The organism is Pararhizobium sp. P1_E7, from assembly GCF_056405855.1.
Genome location: NZ_JBFUBH010000026.1, coordinates 16,767 through 38,687 on the forward strand (window position 1 = coordinate 16,767; position 21,921 = coordinate 38,687).

17 protein-coding genes are annotated in these 21,921 nt (G+C 60.3%); 2 read left to right on the top strand and 15 right to left on the bottom strand.

The features are described 5' to 3' along the window. Positions 1 to 33: 33 nt before the first annotated feature. The 7 genes from AC1D17_RS19830 to cysG all read right to left on the bottom strand — a co-directional run bounded on the left by AC1D17_RS19830 (position 34) and on the right by cysG (position 9,881). Entirely contained in the window at positions 34 to 3,282 is a 3,249-nt protein-coding gene (locus AC1D17_RS19830) for a c-type cytochrome (RefSeq protein WP_477567047.1), read from the bottom strand. Positions 3,283 to 3,328: 46 nt separating this feature from the next. Continuing rightward, positions 3,329 to 4,588 (bottom strand): ferredoxin reductase family protein, encoded by a 1,260-nt coding sequence (locus tag AC1D17_RS19835; protein ID WP_477567048.1) that lies wholly within the window; start codon positions 4,586 to 4,588, stop codon positions 3,329 to 3,331. 354 nt (positions 4,589 to 4,942) lie between these two features. Continuing rightward, a complete protein-coding gene (locus AC1D17_RS19840) occupies positions 4,943 to 5,755 on the bottom strand; it encodes a ferredoxin--NADP reductase (protein WP_477567049.1) in 813 nt (270 codons plus the stop codon). A 137-nt stretch (positions 5,756 to 5,892) separates the two neighbouring features. Beyond that, on the bottom strand, positions 5,893 to 6,390 hold the full coding sequence (locus tag AC1D17_RS19845) for a DUF934 domain-containing protein (protein WP_477567050.1): 498 nt from the start codon (positions 6,388 to 6,390) through the stop codon (positions 5,893 to 5,895). A gap of 17 nt (positions 6,391 to 6,407) precedes the next feature. Then, complete coding sequence (locus tag AC1D17_RS19850) at positions 6,408 to 8,081, bottom strand: nitrite/sulfite reductase (protein WP_477567051.1); 1,674 nt, start codon at positions 8,079 to 8,081, stop codon at positions 6,408 to 6,410. Positions 8,082 to 8,095: 14 nt separating this feature from the next. Then, positions 8,096 to 8,410 (bottom strand): DUF2849 domain-containing protein, encoded by a 315-nt coding sequence (locus AC1D17_RS19855; protein ID WP_264218946.1) that lies wholly within the window; start codon positions 8,408 to 8,410, stop codon positions 8,096 to 8,098. Between the two features lies 1 nt (position 8,411). Next, a complete protein-coding gene (gene cysG / locus AC1D17_RS19860; RefSeq protein ID WP_477567052.1) occupies positions 8,412 to 9,881 on the bottom strand; it encodes a siroheme synthase CysG in 1,470 nt (489 codons plus the stop codon). 247 nt (positions 9,882 to 10,128) lie between these two features. Between cysG and AC1D17_RS19865 the strand changes: the two genes are divergently transcribed. Both AC1D17_RS19865 and mazG read left to right on the top strand, forming a co-directional pair. Further along, complete coding sequence (locus tag AC1D17_RS19865) at positions 10,129 to 10,716, top strand: nucleoside deaminase (RefSeq protein WP_477567053.1); 588 nt, start codon at positions 10,129 to 10,131, stop codon at positions 10,714 to 10,716. Between the two features lie 5 nt (positions 10,717 to 10,721). Then, entirely contained in the window at positions 10,722 to 11,555 is an 834-nt protein-coding gene (mazG, locus tag AC1D17_RS19870; protein ID WP_477567054.1) for a nucleoside triphosphate pyrophosphohydrolase, read from the top strand. A 60-nt stretch (positions 11,556 to 11,615) separates the two neighbouring features. On the opposite strand, the gene hflX is transcribed toward mazG, so the two are convergent. The 8 genes from hflX to dusB all read right to left on the bottom strand — a co-directional run bounded on the left by hflX (position 11,616) and on the right by dusB (position 21,746). Further along, positions 11,616 to 12,941: a GTPase HflX gene (gene hflX / locus AC1D17_RS19875; protein WP_477567055.1), complete on the bottom strand. Its 1,326-nt coding sequence runs from the start codon at positions 12,939 to 12,941 to the stop codon at positions 11,616 to 11,618. A gap of 78 nt (positions 12,942 to 13,019) precedes the next feature. Further along, a complete protein-coding gene (hfq, locus tag AC1D17_RS19880; protein WP_018325164.1) occupies positions 13,020 to 13,262 on the bottom strand; it encodes an RNA chaperone Hfq in 243 nt (80 codons plus the stop codon). A gap of 110 nt (positions 13,263 to 13,372) precedes the next feature. Beyond that, entirely contained in the window at positions 13,373 to 14,236 is an 864-nt protein-coding gene (locus AC1D17_RS19885) for a D-amino-acid transaminase (RefSeq protein ID WP_477567056.1), read from the bottom strand. A 33-nt stretch (positions 14,237 to 14,269) separates the two neighbouring features. Then, positions 14,270 to 15,634 (bottom strand): nitrogen assimilation response regulator NtrX, encoded by a 1,365-nt coding sequence (ntrX, locus tag AC1D17_RS19890; RefSeq protein ID WP_060638306.1) that lies wholly within the window; start codon positions 15,632 to 15,634, stop codon positions 14,270 to 14,272. Beyond that, entirely contained in the window at positions 15,624 to 17,897 is a 2,274-nt protein-coding gene (locus AC1D17_RS19895; protein ID WP_477567057.1) for a sensor histidine kinase NtrY-like, read from the bottom strand. Before AC1D17_RS19895 ends, ntrX begins: the two co-directional genes overlap by 11 nt. A gap of 218 nt (positions 17,898 to 18,115) precedes the next feature. Further along, positions 18,116 to 19,570 carry a nitrogen regulation protein NR(I) gene (gene ntrC, locus AC1D17_RS19900; RefSeq protein WP_264218954.1) on the bottom strand — a complete coding sequence of 485 codons (1,455 nt, stop codon included), beginning with the start codon at positions 19,568 to 19,570 and terminating at the stop codon, positions 18,116 to 18,118. Further along, positions 19,567 to 20,724, bottom strand: a complete 1,158-nt coding sequence (locus AC1D17_RS19905; protein WP_477567058.1) for a two-component system sensor histidine kinase NtrB — start codon at positions 20,722 to 20,724, stop codon at positions 19,567 to 19,569. The genes ntrC and AC1D17_RS19905 overlap by 4 nt, the downstream gene beginning before the upstream one ends. After that, positions 20,721 to 21,746 carry a tRNA dihydrouridine synthase DusB gene (gene dusB / locus AC1D17_RS19910; RefSeq protein ID WP_477567059.1) on the bottom strand — a complete coding sequence of 342 codons (1,026 nt, stop codon included), beginning with the start codon at positions 21,744 to 21,746 and terminating at the stop codon, positions 20,721 to 20,723. The genes AC1D17_RS19905 and dusB overlap by 4 nt, the downstream gene beginning before the upstream one ends. Positions 21,747 to 21,921 lie beyond the last annotated feature (175 nt).

Consider the following 21,921-nt stretch of genomic DNA (forward strand, 5'->3'; position numbering starts at 1 on the left):
GTGCCTGCCGCCCATCGGCGGCCGGCCCTTTCCCTATTGCTTGATCTCGAACGTCACCACCTGCAGGCCACTGGCGCCGTTGTCGCCCTCGGCTTTCTTGGCCAGGTTGATCGCCAGCCCGCGCGTCGGCGGCAAATGCGATTCCGCCACCAGCTGGCGCGCCCGCTCGACCGAGAGTTTCTGATCGCCAAGCCCGCCTTCGCGGCAATAGGCAATCATCGTTTCGGCCGGTGCCGGCGTATCGAAAGTCAGGTTACCGGTGCCCGGCTGCGGGATCTGGCGTTTTTCGCCTGCCTTAAGTGTCGTATCGCCGATCATCGCATCCGGAATGACCTCGACGTTTCCGGTCTCCTCGACATAGAGGATCTGCAGCTCGCAGGCCTTGTTGGAGCTGAGTTCGAAGGACAATTGATCGCCGACCCTTGCGGTTGTCGTTGCGACATGCAGCGCCAGTTCGAGCTTGTTGTAGTCAGCGGGCTGCTCCTGACGATAGGCGGGTGTCGCCGCAACGACGGTCTCGGCCTTGACATAATCCGGCTGTGCCGTCTGACCGGCCACATCCTGGCTCTGGCTTGCCGCTGCCACATGGACCGTGGTCGTATCGAGCGGCTTCAACTGCATCAAAGGATGCAGCAGCAGCGGAAACTGCTGCTCGACTTCGGCCCGCGGGATGGTTCCGCCCGCTTCCAGCGTCGTTACCCAATCGATACCGAGCCGCAGGGTATCGACATCTTCCACTCGCTTGATAGCCGAGGAAAATTCGGCCGGGGTCATATCGAATTCCGCTGACAGAGCGTCGAAATCGAGCTCATCCTCGTACTTGTCGGCAAAATATGTGACGAGTTCGGCATTGCCAGGCGCCTGCATGCTTTGGGCGCTGCCATCCGGCGTCGGTTCGGTGACGCCCAGCTTGACCAGCGCCTCGACGAAGCGCTGCCGGTCCTTGTTGTAGGCGGCATCAAGCTCTTCCTGCGGCACATACATGTCGAGCAGGAGGGCCTGCTGATCCTTGTTGAACAGCGTCGATGTCTGGATGTGTTCGCGCAGTTGGTCGCGCTTCGACAGGATGCCGTTGGCATGGCAGTCGAAACAGGACCGGGCATTGATGATCTCTACGCCCTTGCCGATCGGCCGTTCCCGGAAGGAAACGATCGAGGTCGGTCCGACATCCAGCTGCTTGCCAGCCGCTGTCGACAGATAGTAGCCCTGCAAACCGTTCGGCAGCGAGAAAATCATTTCGCCGCCGTCATGTTCGAAGGCAGTCAGCCCGCCATCGAACGGCTCAAGCTCCTTTGGCCCTTGCGGAAAGCGCTTCAGCACCTGGCGGCCGACATCGCCGCCGAAATCATAGGATTTCCAGTAATAGCCGCCGAACGGCATTTCGTGGCGCTCAAGCATGCGGTTGTGGTCGGAAACACCGGACGAGCCATCGGCAAAGCCCGCCCGCAGCACCTGACGGCGGCGGATATTGTCGTCCACGTTGATCTGGAACCGCTGTTCGAGCTCGCGGATATGTGTCGGCAGCTTCATCAACTGGTTGTAGATCTTCGGCTTGGCCGCATTGGCCATGAACCAGTCGATGCGCATGATCGGCAGGACGGTATCGGTTTCCTTGGTCAGCGCCAGAAGCGACGCGTCGCTGCCCGGATCGACCCCGTAGAAATATTGAGAGATCAGGAAATTATAGTCGTCAGCCGACCATTGCAGATCGCGCAAATCGACCCGGACCATCAGTCCGTTGGTGCCTTCGACCTCTTGCGGCAGCACCACCTTGGGACCGTAGGAGAGCGAGTTCAAAAGCTTCTTGAAGCCGCCAGCCAGCACGTCCATGCGCTTCATGAAGGTCTTGTCGTCCTCGCAGCCCATCATGCCGTTATACTGGTTGCGGTAGGAGAAATAGCGCATGTATTGCCGGTCGAGATCGTTGACCGTGGAAATATCCTTCAGCCCGGCCTCGATGAAGTCGCGATAGGACAGCATCGGACGGGTGCGATCGGGTTTGCTTGCCGCAGTTTGCGGCAGGTCGGATTGCTTGAGCGAATTGATCCAGTCCTCCAGGCTCTTGACCTCTTCCGCAGACGGCCGTTTTCCAAGCGGCATGCGGCCGCTGGTGACCGAGGTGAACAGACGGGATTTGGCGGCATCGCCCGGAACGACGAAAGCCGCGTCGGCTGCAATCGTATTCAGATCGCCGGCCGGATAAGACCCTTGCGAGCTTTCGCCCGGGCCGTGGCAGTTGCGGCAATATTTCCCGATGAAGGCATCGGCCTGCGTCGCCAGAGCCGCATTGTCACCGGCAAGGGCGGCGGCCGGTGTGCTTTCCTTGCAGACCGCCGTTGCCGATTGCGCCACCGGCTGCGGCGGCTTGACCTCACGGTCGGACAGGAGGGCATAGATCGCCGTGCGGTCCTTCTCGGTCAGTGCCGAAAGCCCGTGGGCGATCTCGCGCATCACCGGGTCTGTCAGCGGTGCACCGGACAGTTTCTTGCCTTCGTCGATCAGGCCGACGGTAAACACCTCCGGCGAGGCGAGCCCTGCCATCCTCGCCTTGGAAATATCCGGCGCTACCGCGCCGGTCAGGCCCTTTTCGCCCGTATAGGCGTTTTCCAGGTCGAGCCCGTAGGTCGTCGTGCGCGGTGTATGGCAATCGCCGCAGCCACCGACGTTTTCGACGAGATAACGTCCACGCTCCATCTGCGTTTCTTCGCGCGACTGATATTCCGGGACGTTGAAATGGCTGCGTTTCCACAGGGTGATCGTCGTCTGGCGACTATAGGGAAAGGCGATCTCGTGTTCCTGCGATACCGCATCCGACCCAATCAGCGTGTCGATATAGGCTTTGATATCGAGCACATCCTCCGGCTTCATGCCGCCATAGGCGGTGTAGGGCATGACTGGATAGAGATTGTTGCCCTCGCGATCGATCCCTTGCATCACCGCATTGAGGAACTGTGCATTGCTCCAGCCGCCAATGCCATTGGCATGCGGCGAGATGTTCGGTGCATAGAACTTGCCGATCGCCGTATCCATCTGCAGTCCGCCGGATAGGACCTGGGTATTGCTGCCCGATCCATGGCAGGCGCCGCAGCCTGAGGCATTGAATAGATACTTGCCGTTGTCGGTGTTGGCCTTGTAGGTCGCGTAGGCGTCCTCGGTGAAAGCATCGCGCCCCGACGCGGTGGCGGGACACTGGGTCAGAGCCAGAATCGCCGCCGCTATCGCCAAAGCCTGGCGTGGCAGGCCGCGGATCATTTTCCCGGACAGTCGATCGAACATGCGCATGGCTTGTTCCCCTTGCTTTCTCAAACGACAAAATATGCGAGGCGCGTTATCGGAACTCGAACTGCTCGAACTCGACCCGTTTGGGTTTCTTGCCGAGGTCCTTCAGGCCCTTTTCGATGGCTTTTCGTAAGGGCGGCGGCCCACAGAACCAGAGGTCGGCCCCCGCCGGATCGACGGCGCTCGATGCTGCAAGCTTGGCTGCATCGAGCCGTCCGTCGGTTTTGGAATCATGCAAAGTAAAACTGAAATTCGAGAGTTTTTCTGCCTGCGCCTCGAATGTGTCGAGGCCGATCGCCTCGCTGCGGTCACGCACGCAATAGACCATATGAATGTCCTGGCCTTCGTCACCTTTCAGGCGTCCCGCCATCGCAAGGAAGGGTGTCACACCGATGCCGCCGGCCAGCCATATCTGCTTCTTGCCGCCCCTGCGATGGTTGAAGCGACCATAGCCGCCCTCCAGCTTGAGCCGGTCGCCGGCGGCAAGTCCTTCCCGCAGGGCCTTGGTATAGTCGCCCAGCGGCTTGATGGCGAAACGGACCACGCCATTTTCATCCATGCCGGCAATCGTGAAGGGATGCGGCTCGCGCAGGCCCGGCTTGCTGACCCGGAAGAACCCGAACTGGCCGGGCTTTGCGCGCAGCGGACGCCGGGTCGGGCGGGCGGATATGATCGTTGCACCCTCGTGGCGCGTCACGTCGATGACTTCATAAGTTCGCGTGCGCAGCCAGGGGAAGAGCTGGGTGTAGATGTAGCTCACAGTCCCGATCATCGCAAAAATGTTGAGATAGGTCGCCAGCATCGCGGTGCCGTCATAGGGCCGCTTGATGAACGTCTGGTGGAAGGCGACCATGATGAACAGCAGGCCGATGAAACGGTGGGTCAGCCGCCAGAAGTGGTAGGGGATCTCGATCTTGGTTTTCGGGATGATCTTGACGATACTCAGCACCAAAAGCACCACGAAGGCATAGAATGCATACTTGCCCGCCTGTGCTGCGAGCTTGTTCAGCCCGCTGGTCAGCGACAGGCCCTTGAAATCCGGCGTTATGAAATAGTGCACGAGGATCAGCACCAGAACCGTGATGCCCACCCGGCGATGCGTCTGATAAATCCGGTCAAGCCCGCCGAAAAGCCGCTCGACGAACGGCGGACGCGTCGCCATGAACAGCGCGAGCGCCATGCCGGTAAACGCCATCGAGGACGCCATCAGCGAAAACGTCGTGCCCGCATTGGTGTGGCTGACCGCAGGGACGGCCAAGAGCCCCGCAAATCCCATCAGCGACCAGACAAGAACAGCACCCGCGCTCACGCAAATATCCCTCACCGCACCGCAATCGCGGAGCCCCTGGGACAAGACTGGCAAGCCCCTCAAGCTTCGTCAACTGCTATTGTGGAAGATACGATTTTGCGGTTGGCTTTATTCGCCCGGCACCCCAACCTTTTGTGTTTGCGGGGAAATTGTACCTGGCCAAGGGATCGCAGGTTGAAGCAATCCTGGGTTACTCAGCCTGCCTCCGGCAAGCACTTCCCGTGCTTTCTGCGCCATGAAAACCGGATGAATGCATTGGGCGCGGCGCAACCGCCCTGCCCTCCCGGATTGCATCCAAACAAAAAAAGCGGCCCGAAGACCGCCCTTTTCCATCCCGGTTTTCTCGATCAATCGTCAGCCAACGAACGCACGTTCGATGACGAACTCGCCCGGCTTGTTGTTGGAGCCCTCGTTCAAACCGGCCGCCTCGAGAATTTCCTTGGTTTCCTTCAGCATCTCGGTCGAGCCGCAGATCATGCCGCGATCCACCGCCGGATCGAAAGCCGGAAGGCTGAGATCGGAGAAGAACTTGCCGTCACGCATCAGGTTGGTGATGCGACCCTTGAATGGATAATCCTCGCGGGTCACCGTCGCATAGTGACGCAGCTTGTCGCCGACCAGTTCGGCCAGAAATTCGTGATTGCGGATTTCCTCGATGAGGTCGAAGCCGTACTTCAGTTCGGCAACGTCGCGGGTCGTATGGGTGAGGATCACCTCTTCGAATTTCTCGAAGGTTTCCGGATCGCGGATCAGGCTTGCAAACGGCGCGATGCCGGTGCCGGTCGAAAACATGTAGAGGCGCTTGCCAGGCGTGAGCGCGTCAAGCACCAGCGTGCCGGTCGGCTTCTTGCGCATCAGCACCTGGTCGCCCGGCTTGATACCCTGCAGATGCGAGGTCAGCGGGCCATCCGGAACCTTGATCGAGAAGAATTCAAGCTCGTCATCCCAGGCCGGGCTGGCAATCGAATAGGCGCGATAGACCGGTTTGCCGTCGACCATCAGGCCGATCATGGCAAATTCGCCGGAGCGGAAACGGAATTCGGCCGGACGCGTCATGCGGAAACTGAACAGCCGGTCCGTGTAATGGGTGACCTTCGTCACTGTTTCAGCGAACACGCCGGCAGGTACGGTTATGGCAAATTCTTCGATCTTGGCAGGAGCATTCATCTCGGCGTCAGGTCCTGTAATGATGTGCAGTTCTTTCAGGTATCAGCGGATATTCCAAAAGGCACTGGTTTGGAAGCAAATCCGTTCCAATTATAGCGCCTTTTGCAGATTGATGCGTGCTTCAGTGTGTCGCGGCCTCAGGAAACCCGGCGCCACCTATAGGACTTCGCGTCCGTCGATGGCTTGGCTGCCGGCTGATAGTGATTATCGATGCCGGGCAGCCGTCCTTCGGACAGGCGCTTGAGAGCCGTCTCGTTGCTGACGGCAAAACTGTCAATGCCGCAACGCAGCATCAGCGGCACCTGGTCGATCAACACGTCGCCGACGGCGCGCACTTCCTTGCCGTAGCCCAGACGGGCCCGCAGCAGCGATGCGTGGCTGAAGGCCCGGCCGTCGTTGAACGCCGGAAAGGCAACAGCAATCAGCGACACCTGCTCCAGAAATGGCTGCAGACGCGTCACGTCGTCGGCCGGATTGATCAAAACGCCAAGCCCGCCATCACCGGACGATGCCTTTTCGAGGAAGGCATCGATGCCGAGAATGGCTTTCTCGTTCGAGCCGGCCTTGGTTTCCTCGGTTTCGACAACCCAGGGATCGTCGGTCACGAAGCCGGTTTCTTTCCAGATCTTTGTCATATGCTTGTCCTTGAACCTCAGGCCGCTTCCTGGGCATTGCCGCCGTAGAGCGCATCCTTGAAGGGCTGTGGCCCAACCCGGCGGTAGGCGTCGAGGAAGATCTCCGACGCATCCTTGCGCAAGGACAGGTAGGTGTTGACGATCGTCTCGATCGCATCCGTGACCTTTTCCGGCTCGAAACCGCGGCCGATGATCTCACCGATCGACGTATTCTCGTCGCCCGAACCGCCCAGCGTGATCTGGTAAAGTTCAGCACCCTTCTTTTCCACGCCCAGAAGGCCGATATGACCGACATGGTGATGGCCGCAGGCATTGATGCAGCCCGAAATCTTGATCTTCAGTTCGCCAATTTCGGCCTGCCGGTCCGGACTGCCGAAGCGCGTTGAAATTTCCTGCGACAGCGGGATCGAGCGCGCATTGGCAAGCGCGCAATAGTCCAAGCCGGGACAGGCGATGATATCCGTGATCAGGCCGGCATTGGCCGTGGCAAGCCCGCTGGCGGCCAGACCGCGATAGAGCGCTTCCAGATCGGCGAGCGCCACATGCGGCAGGATGATGTTCTGCTCGTGACTGATGCGGATTTCGTCAAACGCGTATTCTTCGGCGAGATCGGCGATCGCATCCATCTGGCTGTCGCTCGCATCGCCCGGAATACCACCGATCGGCTTCAGCGACACCGTCACCATGCCATAGTCCGGATGCTTGTGCGGCTGCACGTTCTGTTGCACCCAGCGGGCGAAATCCGGATCGGCCTTCTTCCAGCCAGCAAGATTCGCCCAGCCTTCCGGGCGCTCGACGAGCGGCGGCAGAGCGAAGTAGGTGGTGATGGCCTGGATGTCGGATTCCGGCAGCTTCAGTTCGGTGTTCTTCAGTTCGGCAAATTCCGCATCGATCTGCCGCGTCAGTTCCTCGGTACCGGTTTCGTGCACGAGGATCTTGATGCGGGCCTTGTACTTGTTGTCGCGGCGCCCGTGCAGATTGTACACGCGGATGATCGCGGTCGTGTAGGACAACAGGTCCTCTTCCGGCAGGAAGTCGCGAATTTTCTTGGCGATCATCGGGGTACGTCCCTGCCCGCCGCCGACATAGACGGCAAAGCCGATCTCGCCCTTGTCGTTTTTCTTCAGGTGCAGGCCGATGTCATGCACCTGGATTGCCGCGCGGTCGCGCTCGGCGCCGGTGACGGCGATCTTGAACTTGCGCGGCAGGAATGAGAATTCCGGATGAACGGAGGACCACTGGCGCAGGATTTCGGCATAGGGACGCGGATCGGCGACTTCGTCGGCAGCGGCCCCGGCAAAATGGTCTGCCGTAACGTTGCGAATGCAGTTGCCAGATGTCTGGATGGCGTGCATCTCCACCGAAGCGAGTTCCGACAGGATATCCGGCGTATCGGACAGTTTCGGCCAGTTGTACTGGATGTTCTGACGGGTGGTGAAATGGCCATAGCCGCGGTCATATTTGCGGGCGATATGGGCAAGCATGCGCATCTGCTTGCCGTTCAGCGTGCCATAGGGGATCGCAACGCGCAGCATATAGGCGTGAAGCTGCAGATAGACGCCGTTCATCAGCCGCAGCGGCTTGAAGGCATCCTCGGCAAGTTCGCCCGAAAGACGGCGCGTCACCTGATCACGAAACTGCGCGACACGGTCGGCAACAAAGGCATGGTCGAATTCGTCGTAACGGTACATCGGTCTTCTTTTCCTTAAGCCGCGTGCAGGGGGCCGGTCAGGCCCTTGTATCCCGGCGCATAATCGATCGTCGGGCCCTCGGCGCGAACGCGCTCGCGCAGACGCAACGGCCGCAAGACGCCTGCCACTTCTTCAATATCAATGACATTCACGTCAACCACCTTGTTGTCGGCAAAAGCGGCTTTTCCGGTCGCTTCAAGGGCAGTGACCGCTTCGGCATGGCGGGCGACAAACGCGTCCTGCAGCGATTCCACCCAGTTGCCCGACGCATCGAGCCAGACGGAGATACCGTCGGACAGGCGGTTTGCGGTCAATACCTTGTCGGCCATGTCAGTTCCTCACTTCATCCGTCAGTTTGTGCGTCGCCACCGTCTTGGCGCCGGTATTCGTGTGGGCGGTATTCTTGTGGGCGGCCAGCGGCTCGGACCGCTCGAAATTGGCGCCTGCAACCGCATCACCGATAATGACCATGACGGGGCCATCCAGTTCGTCGCGATATTGAAGGTCCGGCAGATCCTTCAGCGTCCCGTGCAGCAGCTTGCGCTCGGGGCGGCTGGCATTTTCGATCACCGCAACCGTGGTCTCCGCCGGCAGACCGGCCTTAATCAGGCGGGCGGCAACGGACGCGGCAACCGTGCGGCCCATGTAGACGGCAACGGTCGCACCGGAAATTGCAAGCCGGGCCCAATCCGGCAGGACGTCGCCGGTCAGGTCGTGGCCGGTGGTAAAGATCAGCGACGAGGCGACGCCGCGCAACGTCAATGGCAATTCGAAATCGGCGGCGGCAGCAAAGGCCGAGGTGATCCCGGGAACGATTTCGTAGGTGATGCCGGCTTCGCGCAGCGCTGCCATTTCCTCGCCGGCACGGCCGTAAACGAGAGGATCGCCGGATTTCAGCCGCACGACGCGCTTGCCCTCCTGGCCGAGACGCACCAAAAGCTGGTTGATCTCATCCTGCGATTTCGAATGGCAACCCTTGCGCTTGCCGACCGATAGGCGCTCCGCATCGCGGCGGCCCATATCGACGATCGCCTGCGGCACCAGCGCATCATAGACGATCACATCGGCTTCCATCATCACCCGCTGGGCACGCAGCGTCAAAAGGTCCTCCGCACCCGGGCCAGCCCCGACCAGCCAGACATGGCCGGGAACGCGATCGACAGAGCGCAGCAGACGGGATGCCTCACGGCGGGCTTCGGCTAGATTTCCAAGCGACACCTGATCTGCGACAGGGCCGGAGAAGAACCGGCGCCAAAAGACGCGGCGGGAAACGCCGCGCGGCAGGACGCGGTCGGCGGCGTCGCGATAAGCCTGCGCCAGCGACGCCAGCGCGCCAAGAGACGGAGAAAGCAGTTGGTCGATCTGCGCGCGGATCATCTGCGCCAGCACCGGACCGGCGCCCTCCGTGCCGATGGCAACGGCAACAGGTGCGCGGTTAACCAGCGCCGGCGTCAGGAAATCGCAGAATTCAGGCTGATCGACCGCATTGGCAGGAATCTTTTGCGCGCGCGCAGCCGCAACAATCAGGCGGTCCTGCGCCGCATCGCCGGTGGCGGCAAATACCAGCGTTGCGCCTTCGACCTGGTTCGCCTCGAAACGCTTTTGCACGAGCTCGATGGCATTGGCTAACAGAAACGCGGCAAAATCCGCTTCCGGCGCATCCGCATAGGCAACGATCCGGGCCTGTGTATTCATGAGCAGCCGAACCTTGGCGAAGGCTTCATCGCCATTGCCGAAAACCGCCACACATTTTTGCGCAACGCGGAAGAAGGCCGGAAAGACGGTCAGTCGCTCAGTCATAGCGTGGGAATCTGATCCTGTTGCAGGTACCGCAGAATATCTCTTTTATATAACCGAAATTGAAGAAACAGAAATTCCGATGCCTTTGCGGCCGGATATTCTTTTGCTCGACTTCAGCATAAATTGAGCAAATATCACCGGCCATGGCGGCGCGGCAACAGTCTGCCGGAGCGATCCATCCGGCATTGCCTATTCCGGCCGATATCCGTTAAATGCCGTCATTCCTTTGGACCGGAGCGCTGAGCTTATGAAGAATTCCGACCTCGCAGATCGCCTGCTGACCGTCATCGAAACCGACGTCCTGCCCTTGACGGAGAAGGGTGTGGCTGCCGGCAACAAGGTTTTCGGAGCGGCGATCCTGCGCAAATCGGACCTGTCTCTGGTGATCGCCGAGACCAACAACGAGACGGAAAACCCGCTCTGGCATGGCGAGGTGCATACGCTGAAGCGGTTCTACGAGCGCGCGGAAAAGCCGGACACCAAGGACCTGATATTCCTCTCCACCCATGAGCCCTGTTCGATGTGCCTCTCGGCCATCACCTGGGCGGGCTTCGACAATTTCTACTATCTCTTCAGCCACGAGGATTCGCGCGACGCTTTCTCGATCCCGCACGACCTGAAAATCCTGAAAGAGGTTTTCCGCCTCGATCCCGGCGGCTATGCCAAGACCAACGCCTTCTGGCGGTCGGCATCGGTCGCCGATCTGGTGGCAACATCCGAAGAGGCCGCAAAACCCGCGCTGCGGGCAAAGGACCAGCGCATCCGTAAACGATATCAAGCGCTCTCCGATGCCTACCAGTCCGGCAAGAACGACAACGCCATTCCGTTGAATTGAGCCCCATGCAGCCCTCCAAGGATATCAGCCGCCTCATCGACATCATGCAAGCCCTGCGCCAGCCGGAAACGGGCTGCCCGTGGGACGTCGTCCAGACCTTCGAGACCATCAAGCCCTATACGCTGGAAGAAGCCTATGAGGTTGCCGACGCCATCGAGCGAGGCGATATGGACGATCTCTGCGACGAACTCGGCGACCTGCTGCTGCAGGTTGTTTTTCACGCGCGCATGGCTGAGGAAGCCGGCGATTTCGCCTTCGGCGATGTGGTGGAAGCGATCACGCGCAAAATGATCCGCCGGCATCCGCATGTGTTTGCCCGGTCGGATGCGGACACACCACAGGCGGTAAAACTGCAGTGGGATCAGATCAAGCAGGCGGAAAAAACCGAGCGCGTTGAACGGCGAGCAAAGCGCGGCCTGCCGGAGGATGTCAACAAGGGGCATCTGGGCTCTGTCCAGCGCAGTTTTCCGGCATTGGTCGAAGCCCTCAAACTGCAGGAACGGGCAGCCAAGGTCGGCTTCGACTGGTCCTCGCCCGAGCCGATCCTCGACAAGATCGAGGAAGAGATCGCCGAACTGCGCGAGGCCTTGGCATCGAACGACAAGGCAAAGGTAGCGGACGAACTCGGCGACCTGATCTTTGCCGTCGTCAATATCGGCCGCCATGTCGGCGCCGATCCGGAAATGGCCCTGCGCGGCACCAACACCAAGTTCCGGCGCCGTTTTGCACATATCGAGACGGAACTGCAGACAGCGGGAGAAACGCTTGAGGCGGCAACGCTGGAGAGGATGGAAGATCTCTGGCAGGCAGCCAAGGCGATCGAGCGGCAGCTGACGTAACGCTTTCCTATACATTGACGTAACGGCATTCCGTTACGTCAATGTACTCTTCAAGGCCTACTACCAGTCCTGTGCAGCCGCCTTCGGGCCGTTGCCGAGGCGCCGCTCGAGTTCTTCCGCCTCGTTCGGCGTCATGCGCAGATCGAGGCTGACGGAGCCGTCTTCCATGTCTTCCCGGCCATCGACCATCGTGTGCTCGTAAATCCAGGACAGGAGCTGCAGCTTGTTCGGCGGAAGCACGACGGTGCATTCCGTCAGGACCCCGGACAGGCGCTTGTTGATCTCGTCGAGAAGATGATCGACACCCTCGCCCGTGACGGCTGAAACGGCGACGGTGTTTTCGCTGTTTTCCGCTTTCTGGACGAGGCTTTCATGCGCGTCGGCATCCAGCAGGTCTACTTTGTTCCAGACTTCGACGATGCGCTCGGAGCGCGCCTTCTCGTCAATGCCGAGATCGGTGAGGATGCGCAGAACGTCCTGCGATTGAACCTGATTGTCCGGATCGGAAAGATCGCGCACATGCAGGATGAGGTCGGCTTCCAGCACCTCTTCCAGCGTCGCGCGGAAGGCGGCGACCAGATGGGTCGGCAGATCGGAGATGAAACCGACGGTATCCGACAGCATCACCATGCGCCCGTGCGGCAGCTTCATGCGGCGCAGCGTCGGGTCGAGCGTCGCAAACAGCATGTCTTCGGCCAGAACGCCCGCACCGGTAATACGGTTAAACAGTGTCGATTTGCCGGCATTGGTATAACCGACAAGGGCGACGATCGGGTGCGGCACCTTCTTGCGCTTGGCGCGATGCAGCTGGCGGGTGCGGCGCACCTGCTCCAGCTCCTTTTCCAACTTGACGATCTTTTCCTGCAAAAGCCGGCGGTCGGCTTCGATCTGGGTTTCACCCGGACCACCCATGAAGCCCGCGCCACCGCGCTGACGCTCCAGGTGGGTCCAGCTGCGCACCAGGCGGCCCTTCTGGTAATTCAGATGGGCGAGATCAACCTGCAGCGTGCCTTCCTTGGTGGAAGCGCGGCGGCCGAAGATTTCCAGGATCAGACCGGTCCGGTCGATGACCTTGCAGTTCCATTCCTTTTCCAGGTTGCGCTGCTGAACCGGGGTCAGCGGATGATCGATGATGACCAGCCCGGCATTGTGCTCGCTGAGCAGATGTCCGATCTCCTCGATCTTGCCGCTGCCGAGCAACGTACCCGGTTTCGGCTGGGCTATGGGCACGATCAAGCCCTGCACGACTTCGAGATCGATGGCGAGCGCGAGCCCAATCGTCTCTTCCAGCCGGCTTTCGTCGCTGCGTGTCGAGGTCGCGGTAATGATATCCGCATTCTGTCTTCCGGTCTTTTTCAGGACCGGGACGATGACGACAGCGCGCATGTCATCACGCAGCTTTTCAAGCTCCGGGATGATCGACGCCGATTTGGTATCACGTTTGGTAATGTGTCTTGTATCCCGTCAGGATGCGGATTCTTCGCTCTCGAACATCTGCATCGGCTGGCCCGGCATGATTGTCGAGATCGCGTGCTTGTATACGAGCTGGGAATGCCCGTCACGCCGCAAAAGCACACAGAAGTTGTCAAAAGAAGTGACAACGCCCGTCAGTTTCACACCATTGATAAGAAATATCGTCAGAGATATCTTCTGCTTGCGGACGGTGTTGAGAAAAAGATCCTGCAAGTTCTGAGAACGTTCCGCCATAGCGCCGCTTCTTTCTTATTTTCCGGTCCGATTTAACCGGTTGATTATACGATCTGAATAGCCCGAACGCTGAAAAAACTGGTCTTTAAAGCGCTCCCCCGGATTTGGTATCAAATCGCGGTCTTTTCCGCAATGTCGAAAAAGGCTTCACGAATTTTCTGTGACACGCTACCCGGGTGACCATTGGCGATAATTTTACCGTTAACCGCCACAACCGGAAAGCAGATGCTGGTGGCTGCCGTGATGAAAACCTCGCGCGCCGCGAGCATGTCTTCGACGGAAAAGGCCTCTTCGACGATTTCAAGCCCGATCGCGGCGGTCACATCCTTCAAGGTCGTCCGGGTAATCCCGCGCAGGATGCCGTGCTCGGCGTGACGCGTCCGCAGCCGGCCGTTCTTGTCGACTATCCAGACATTGGTCGCTGCCCCTTCCTTCACCGTGCCGTCCCGATCGATGAAGATCGCCTCCTGGGCGCCCTCCTCCTTGGCCACCTGACGGGCCAGCACGTTCGGCAGCAATCCGACGGACTTGATATCGACGCGGTCCCAACGGTTTTCCGGAACGGTGATGGCGCTGATGCCTGAGGCGTTCTTCTTCGCAATCACCGACGCATCGGTTCGCTTCGCGGTCACAACGATGGTCGATGGCGTGTCCGCTGCCGGAAAGACATGGTCGCGCCGCGCCGCGCCGCGCGTCACCTGCAGATAGAACATGCCGTTCCTTACCCGGTTGCGGCGCACGACCTCGCGAATGACGAGGATGAGCGCGGACCGCGTCATCGGCCATGCCATCCGCAGTTCGCTCAGCGAGCGGTCCAGCCGGTCGAGATGACGGGTCAGATCGACGATGAAGCCGTGGCGGATCTCGCAGACCTCATAGACGCCATCGGCAAACTGGAAGCCCCGATCCTCGATATGGACAGCAGCTTCGGTATGGCGCTGGTAGGCGCCGTTGACATAGGCAATTCTCGACATGGACGATCCGTCTTGGCAGGATGGCAGCGCGTCTTAGACGCCGAGCGATTTCAGTTTCCGGTGCAGCGCCGAGCGCTCCATGCCGACAAACTCCGCCGTGCGGGAAATATTGCCGCCGAAACGATTGATCTGAGCGATCAGGTAGTCCCGCTCGAACATTTCGCGCGCTTCGCGCAAGGGTAGCGTCATGATGTGATGATCGCCCTGCGCCGAAATCTTCGGCAGGCTGTCGCCGACCTCGCTTGGAAGCATGTCGGCCGAGATCGCCGTATCCGGACCATCGCTGCGCGCCAGAATCATCAAGCGCTCTATATTGTTGCGCAGCTGCCGGATATTGCCCGGCCAGTCGTGCGACTGCAGCACGGCAAGCGCGTCATCGCCGATCTTGCGGGTGCGAATGCCCGCCTGCTCGCTGATCTGGCGCATGAACATATCGACGAGAAACGGAATGTCCTCACGCCGTTCCGCCAGCGGCGGCACACGAACGGGAATAACCGCCAGCCGGTGGTAGAGATCTTCGCGAAAAGCGCCTTCGGCGATCTGGCTTTCGAGATTGTAGGCGGTCGAAGAGATGATGCGGACATCGACCTTGACGCGCTTGGAGCCGCCGACCCGCTCGAACTGCTGATCGACCAGCACGCGCAGGATCTTGTTCTGCGTCTCGCGCGGCATCTCGCCGACTTCGTCGAGATAGAGAATGCCGCCATGGGCCTCTTCGAGCGCGCCGGTCTTGCGCGGTTGGCCCGGTGTTCCCTCGGTTCCGAACAGCGCCATTTCCATACGATCGGGTGTGATCGCTGCGGCATTCAGCGCCACGAAAGGCCCGCCGGCCCGCGAGGACTTGCGGTGGATCATGCGGGCAACCAGTTCCTTGCCGGAACCGGACGGGCCGTGGATCATGATGCGGCTATTGGTCGGCGCAACCTTCTCGATCGTCTGGCGCAGCTGCGAGACAGCGACCGATGTTCCGATCAGCTCGACAGGATCGCCGGAGCGTTTCTTCAGCTCGGAAACTTCCTTCTTCAGCTTGGAGTTTTCCAGCGCCCGCTCGGCAATGAGAATCAGCCGGTCCGCCTTGAAAGGCTTTTCGATGAAGTCATAGGCGCCGCGGCGGATCGCCGAAACGGCGGTCTCGATATTGCCGTGCCCGGAAATCATCACCACCGGCAGATCCGGATAGCGGCTCTTGATCTCGTCAAGCAGCGCCAGACCATCCAGCCGGCTGCCCTGCATCCAGATATCCAGGAAAACCAGCCGCGGCACGCGGTCGCTGATGGCGGCAAGCGCGCTGTCGCTATCGAACGCCGTGCGGGTTTCGTGCCCCTCGTCGGACAGGATGCCGGAGACGATCTCGCGAATGTCTTCTTCGTCGTCCACAACCAGAATGTCAGCCGCCATGGGAAGTATCCTTGTCCTGTCTGTCTTCAGTGCCACTGCTTTGCCCGGCCGGCGGCAAAATAATACGGATCATAGCACCCTGGCCGCGATCGAAATCGGCGGGTGCATCATGCAGTTCCAATTGTCCGCCGTGATCCTCGATAATCTTCTTGACGATCGCGAGGCCAAGGCCCGTGCCCTTCTCGCGCATCGTCATGTAGGGCTCGAGAATACGATGGCGATTTTCGGTCGGCAGACCCCGACCATTGTCGATGATATCGACGACGAATTGGCCGCTCGTTTCGTTCAACCGCGACCGCACCATCACCTTGCGATCGCCGCGAACAGCATCCGCAGGCAAGGCCTCGATCGCTTCAACCGCGTTCTTGATGATGTTGCCGAAGGCCTGGCCCAGCATGCGGCTGTCGAAGGTGCCGTCGAGCGGCTCCTCGCCGAGATCGCGAATAAAGGTCACATGGGTATTGCCCATCTCCCGCAGGAAGATCGCGTCCTTCAGGATATTGCGCAGATCTGCCTTTTCCTTCGTCGGTTTGGGCATCCGCGCGAAACCGGAGAACTCATCGACCATGCGGCCGATATCCTCGACCTGGCGCACGATCGTATCCGTGCACTGGTCGAACACCGTCCGGTCGTCCTGGTTGATCTGCTTGCCGTAGCGGCGCTTCAGCCGCTCGGCCGACAGCTGGATCGGCGTCAGCGGGTTCTTGATTTCATGGGCGATGCGCCGGGCGACGTCCGCCCAGGCCGTCGAGCGCTGCGCGATCACGAGATCGGTAATGTCATCGACTGTGATGACATAGGAATCCTTGGCGTCATGCGATTCCTCGCGCGTCACCTGAACATTCAGCGTCCGCTCCGTGCCGCCGCGCATGATATTGATCTGCTTGCGGTAATCATTGCGGTGGCGGCTGGCGGCCTCGTTCAGTACCTGCTCGATTTCGGGCGCCACATCGGCAAGTCTTTCGCCGACAAGTTCCAGCGTGGTGCGTGACAGGAAATGTTCCGACGACGGATTGGCAATGGTGATGCGCCGATCGTCCTCGACGCCGATCACGGCTGCCGTCACGCCGGAAAGCACCGCCTCGATGAAGCGCCGCCGATCGTCCATCTCGTCCTTTGCCTCGAGAATCTGATCGCGCTGCGTGCGGATCTCGGCGATCATCTTGTTGAAGGTGCGCGACAGGCTGCCGACATCCCCATCCACCGCATGCACGGGCACGATGACATTCAGATTGCCGCCAGCGACGCTATCGGCGGCCCCGATCAGCAATCGGATCGGCCGGACGATCCGGTCGGCAACCGCGATGGCCGTCCAGATCGCAGCCAGAAGCACGATCAGTGCGAAACCGAGATAAAGCACCCCGAAGGCCACCTGCAGCGAGGTTCGTCCGGCTTCGAGATTCTTGTATTCGACGGTGTTTTCCTCCATCAGCCGCATCGAGCGCATGACCTTCGGGTCAACGCTGCGCACCGTGTAGAGATAGGCACCCTCGATATTGTCGATCGGAATGATAGCTCCAACGAGATTGGTCACACCGGGCGGAATGAGGGTCGGCTGCCCCGACACGGTACTGAGCAGCGCATCCTTCGGAATGGCCGGCAGCGGCCGCTCGGTCGGAATATTGGCCTGCAGGATCGGCGAACCGTCCCCCCGCACCAGGAAAGCCCCCAGCATACCGCGTCCACGGGCCTGCCGCGTCATCAGTTCGATGAAGCCGGTCCGATCGAGGCTGTAGAGTTGGCGATTACGCTCCAAGTCATTGGCCATGGAGACAGTCTGCCCCTGCAGATAGCTGGCATTTTCCATCACATAGGCCTGCGCCACATCGAGCGATGAACTGACAATCGACTGCGTGCGTAGCGAGAACCAGCGATCAAGACCGACATCGAGCGTGATGCTGGCGAAGATCGCCACCAGAATGGCCGGCGTGATCGCAACGATCGAGAACAGCGCAACGATGCGCACGTGCAGCCGGGCAGCCGCCCTGCCCCGGTTGCGCGCTTTCAGGAGACGCAGGATTTCGCGGCCGATCAGGAAAAGCAGTCCGATCACGAACAGCGCATTGATCGCCGCCGAACCGATGATGATATTGGTTTCCGGCTTGATCGGGGTGAGGCCAAGAAGAACCAGCAGCGATATGATCGCGCAGACCAGGGCACCGGTCGCCAGCAGCAAGCCCGGCAACGCAAATGATGCGCGCCTGTCATGCCCGTTCGTGGCAACGTCTTCTTTCGCCAGTGGCGCAATCAGCCCTTCGGCCATCAGAAATGCATCCCCTCGCCCGCCTCGCTTCCATCGGAAAGCAGCGGGCATTTTTACGCGCCTTGGTCAAGAAATGACCGCCATGACCTGATCGTTTCCCTGCATACAAACGCTAAGAGGTCAGATCCGGCGGATGACGGGCGGAACGAATCGCCGGTCACCCGTGTGCTTTCTAAGCAACATATTGTGGCGAAAATGCAACGCTTAGGGGTGCCAAGTCAAGCGCTCCGTGAGCTCCGGTAAACCGAAACTCCAAGCTCGCGGATTTTCTTGCGCAGGGTGTTCCGGTTCAGGCCAAGCAGGTCGGCGGCCTTGATTTGGTTACCGCGCGTTGCCGTCAGGGCAGCCAGAATCAGCGGATATTCCATTTCGGCGAGGACGCGGTCATAAAGGCCCGCCGGCGGCAGGCCATCGCCAAAGCCTGAAAAATACTGCCGCATGTTTTCTTCCACGGCTTGCGAAATCGACATCGACCCAGAGCGGCTCGACGTCTTCTCGATCGGGCTATCGGGAATATCGGAGCGCAGCTCTGTTTCGATAATTTCCCGGGTGATGACGTCCTGCGGATACAGCGCCGTCAGCCGGCGCACGACGTTTTCCAGCTCGCGGACATTGCCCGGCCATGGGTGTGCCTTCATCAGTTCGAGCGCTTCCTGGTCGAAACGCTTGACGTCGAGCCCCTCCTTTTCCGCCTGCTGAACGAAGTGCCGGACGAGATCGGGAATGTCCTCGGCGCGGTCGCGCAGCGGCGGCAGCCGCAACGGTACGACGTTGAGACGGTAATACAGATCCTCGCGAAACAGACCCTGATTGATCGACTGCTTCAGATCCTTGTTGGTCGCAGCAACGATGCGAACGTCGGAGCGGATCGGGGTGCGGCCGCCAACCGTGGTGTATTCGCCCTGCTGCAGCACGCGCAGCAGGCGCGTCTGCGCATCCATCGGCATGTCGCCGATTTCGTCGAGAAACAACGTGCCGCCTTCCGCCTGTTCGAACCGGCCGGTCGAGCGGTTCTGCGCGCCGGTAAAGGCACCTTTCTCATGGCCGAACAGCTCCGATTCGATCAGATCGCGCGGGATCGCCGCCATATTGATGGCAACGAAGGGGCCGTTGCGGCGCTTGCCGTAATCGTGCAGCGCCTTGGCGACCAGTTCCTTGCCGGTGCCGGACTCACCCGTGATCATCAGCGTCAGGTCGGTCTGCATCAGCCGCGCCAGTACGCGGTAGATTTCCTGCATGGCGGCCGAACGGCCGACCAGCGGCATGCCGTCCTGCGAATCGTCTTCCAGTTTGGCAGGCTTGCGCTTCGGCTCGGCCAGTGCACGGCCGATGATGGCAATCAGTTCGGTCAGATCGAAGGGTTTGGGCAGATAGTCGTAGGCGCCCTTTTCCGAGGCCTTGATCGCCGTCATGAACGTGTTCTGCGCACTCATCACCAGCACCGGCAGATCCGGCCGCGCCTTCTTGATCCGCGGCAGAAGATCGAATGCATTCTCGTCGGGCATCACCACGTCAGTGACGACGAGATCGCCATCGCCAGCCGAGATCCACCGCCACAACGTCGCTGCGTTCGAGGTGATACGGACGTCGTAACCGGCACGGCTGAGCGCCTGGTTGAGCACGGTGCGGATGGCAGCGTCGTCGTCAGCGACGAGGATGGTGGCGCCAGTCATCGGGATTGTCCTTTTATGATGGTCAGTGGTTCGCTGTCCTCGGCCGTCGATCCTTTCGACGCGGGCATCAGAACGCGAAATATCGTGCGGCTCGACTGGCTGTCACACTCGACGATGCCGCCGTGACCGCCGATGATCTTGGCGACCAGAGCAAGGCCGAGCCCGGAGCCGTTGGTCTTGGTGGTAATGAAAGGATCAAACAGATGCGGGACCAGGTCAGACGGCACACCCGGTCCGTTGTCGTGGACGCAGAATTCAAGCGGTAGCGAAATCTTTTCCCGCGTTCCGGCGACAGACAGTCGGATGCCCGGCCTGTAGGCCGTGGTCAGCATGATCTCCCCGTCCGGCTTGTCGGCAACCGCTTCCGCTGCGTTCTTGATCAGGTTGAGGAAGACCTGGATCAGCTGGTCGCGATTGGCATAGACCGGCGGCAGCGACGGGTCGTAATTCTCGGTGATCCGGATTTTCCGGGCAAAACCGGCCTTGGCAATGGCCTTCACGTGATCGAGCACCGAGTGGATATTGACCGGATGGCGATCGACCGGCCGTTCGTCCGAAAATACTTCCATACGGTCGACCAGCGATACGATACGGTCCGTCTCGTCGCAGATCAGCCGCGTCAGCGCCCGGTCTTCATCGTTGACCGACGTTTCGAGCAACTGGGCCGCACCGCGGATACCCGATAGCGGGTTCTTGATTTCGTGGGCGAGCATCGACGCAAGGCCGGTGACAGAGCGCGCGGCAGCCCGGTGGGTCAGCTGCCGGTCGATCTTGTCGGCCATCGAACGTTCCTGGAAGACGATCACGACCGAACCCGGCTCGGACAGAACCGGCGCCACATAGAGATCGACGAGCTTATCGGCGCCCAGCCGCGGCGAGCTCAGATCGACACGATATTCATTGACGGCGGCCCGGCGTTCGCGGACCTGCTCGATCAGCGTCAGAAGCGGGCTGCCGAACGGAATGAAGGCGCTGATGTCGTGACGGGCAAGATGGTTGGCACTGGCACCGAAGAATGCCTCCGCTTCCCAGTTCGCAAAGGCGACGAGGCCGTTCTCATCGACGAGGATGACAGGATTCTGGATGGCGTTCAGCACCGCCATCGGCAGCGAATCGACGGCCTTGCGCTCCTCGTCGCCCATTTTCTCGGTCATGCCGCATCCTTTTCTTCGTCGAAGCCGGTTCCAGCTGCAATGGCAGCCACCGCTCTAGCGATGGCGTCAGCGGGATCGGTCGACGTCATGATGGTCGCTTTCTCCTGCGGTGCGAGTTGCGGCGCAAACCGGCTGAGATACCAGCCGAGATGTTTGCGCGCGTGCCTGAGGCCAATGTCGATTCCGTAGAACTCCAGCATCATGCCGTAATGCTCGGCAACGATATCCGCGATCTCCGCGGCATCCGGATGTTCAACCGCTGAGGCAAGCACGCCGGCATGCCAGGGCCGGCCCTGGTTGGAGCGGCCGATCATCACCGCATCGGCGCCGGAGCGCCGGAGAATTTCGTTGGCATCTTCCCGGGTCGCCACATCGCCATTGGCAACGAGCGGCACAGAAATCACGTCGCGAACGGCGCGAATTGCATCCCAGTCGGCCTTGCCGTTGTAGAACTGCATGCGGGTGCGGCCATGAATGGTGATCATCTGGACGCCAGCCTCCTGCGCCCGCCTGGCAATCAACGGCGCGTTGATCGTGTTTTCGTCCCAGCCGAGGCGCATTTTTAACGTCACGGGAACATCAACCGCCCGAACCGTTGCCTCGATCAGCGACAGCGCATGATCAGGATCGCGCATCAGCGCCGAGCCGGAGTAGCCGCCGATCACTTTCTTGGCCGGACAGCCCATGTTGATATCGACGACATCGGCGCCGTTGTCCGCGGCGATCTTTGCCGCCTCACCCATCCAGTACGCCTCGCGTCCGGCCAGCTGCACCATATGCGGATCGATTCCGGAGCTTTTCAGCCGCGCCCAGCTTTCCGACGCGTTGCCGACCAGTTCACGGCTTGCCACCATCTCGGTCACGACCAGGCCAGCCCCGAACCGCCAGGCCAATTGCCGAAAGGGCAAGTCCGTCACACCCGACATCGGCGCAAGCACGACGCGGTTTCGGAAGGAGAGCTGGCCAACCCGAAACGGGGATGACAAATCCGGTATTTGCAAATGATTATCTTTCGGGCACATATGTATTCTGCACTATTTTTAGACATACTTGGCAGGCTTGCCAAGCGATTTCAGAGCTCAACGACAAAATTCCCTGGACAACTGGTAAAGCCCCAACCTTCGCGGTAAATCACCACGGCGATTGAGGCACCGTCCGGCGATGGCGCGATCCCGGTGCTTTGACCTTATGTCTGGC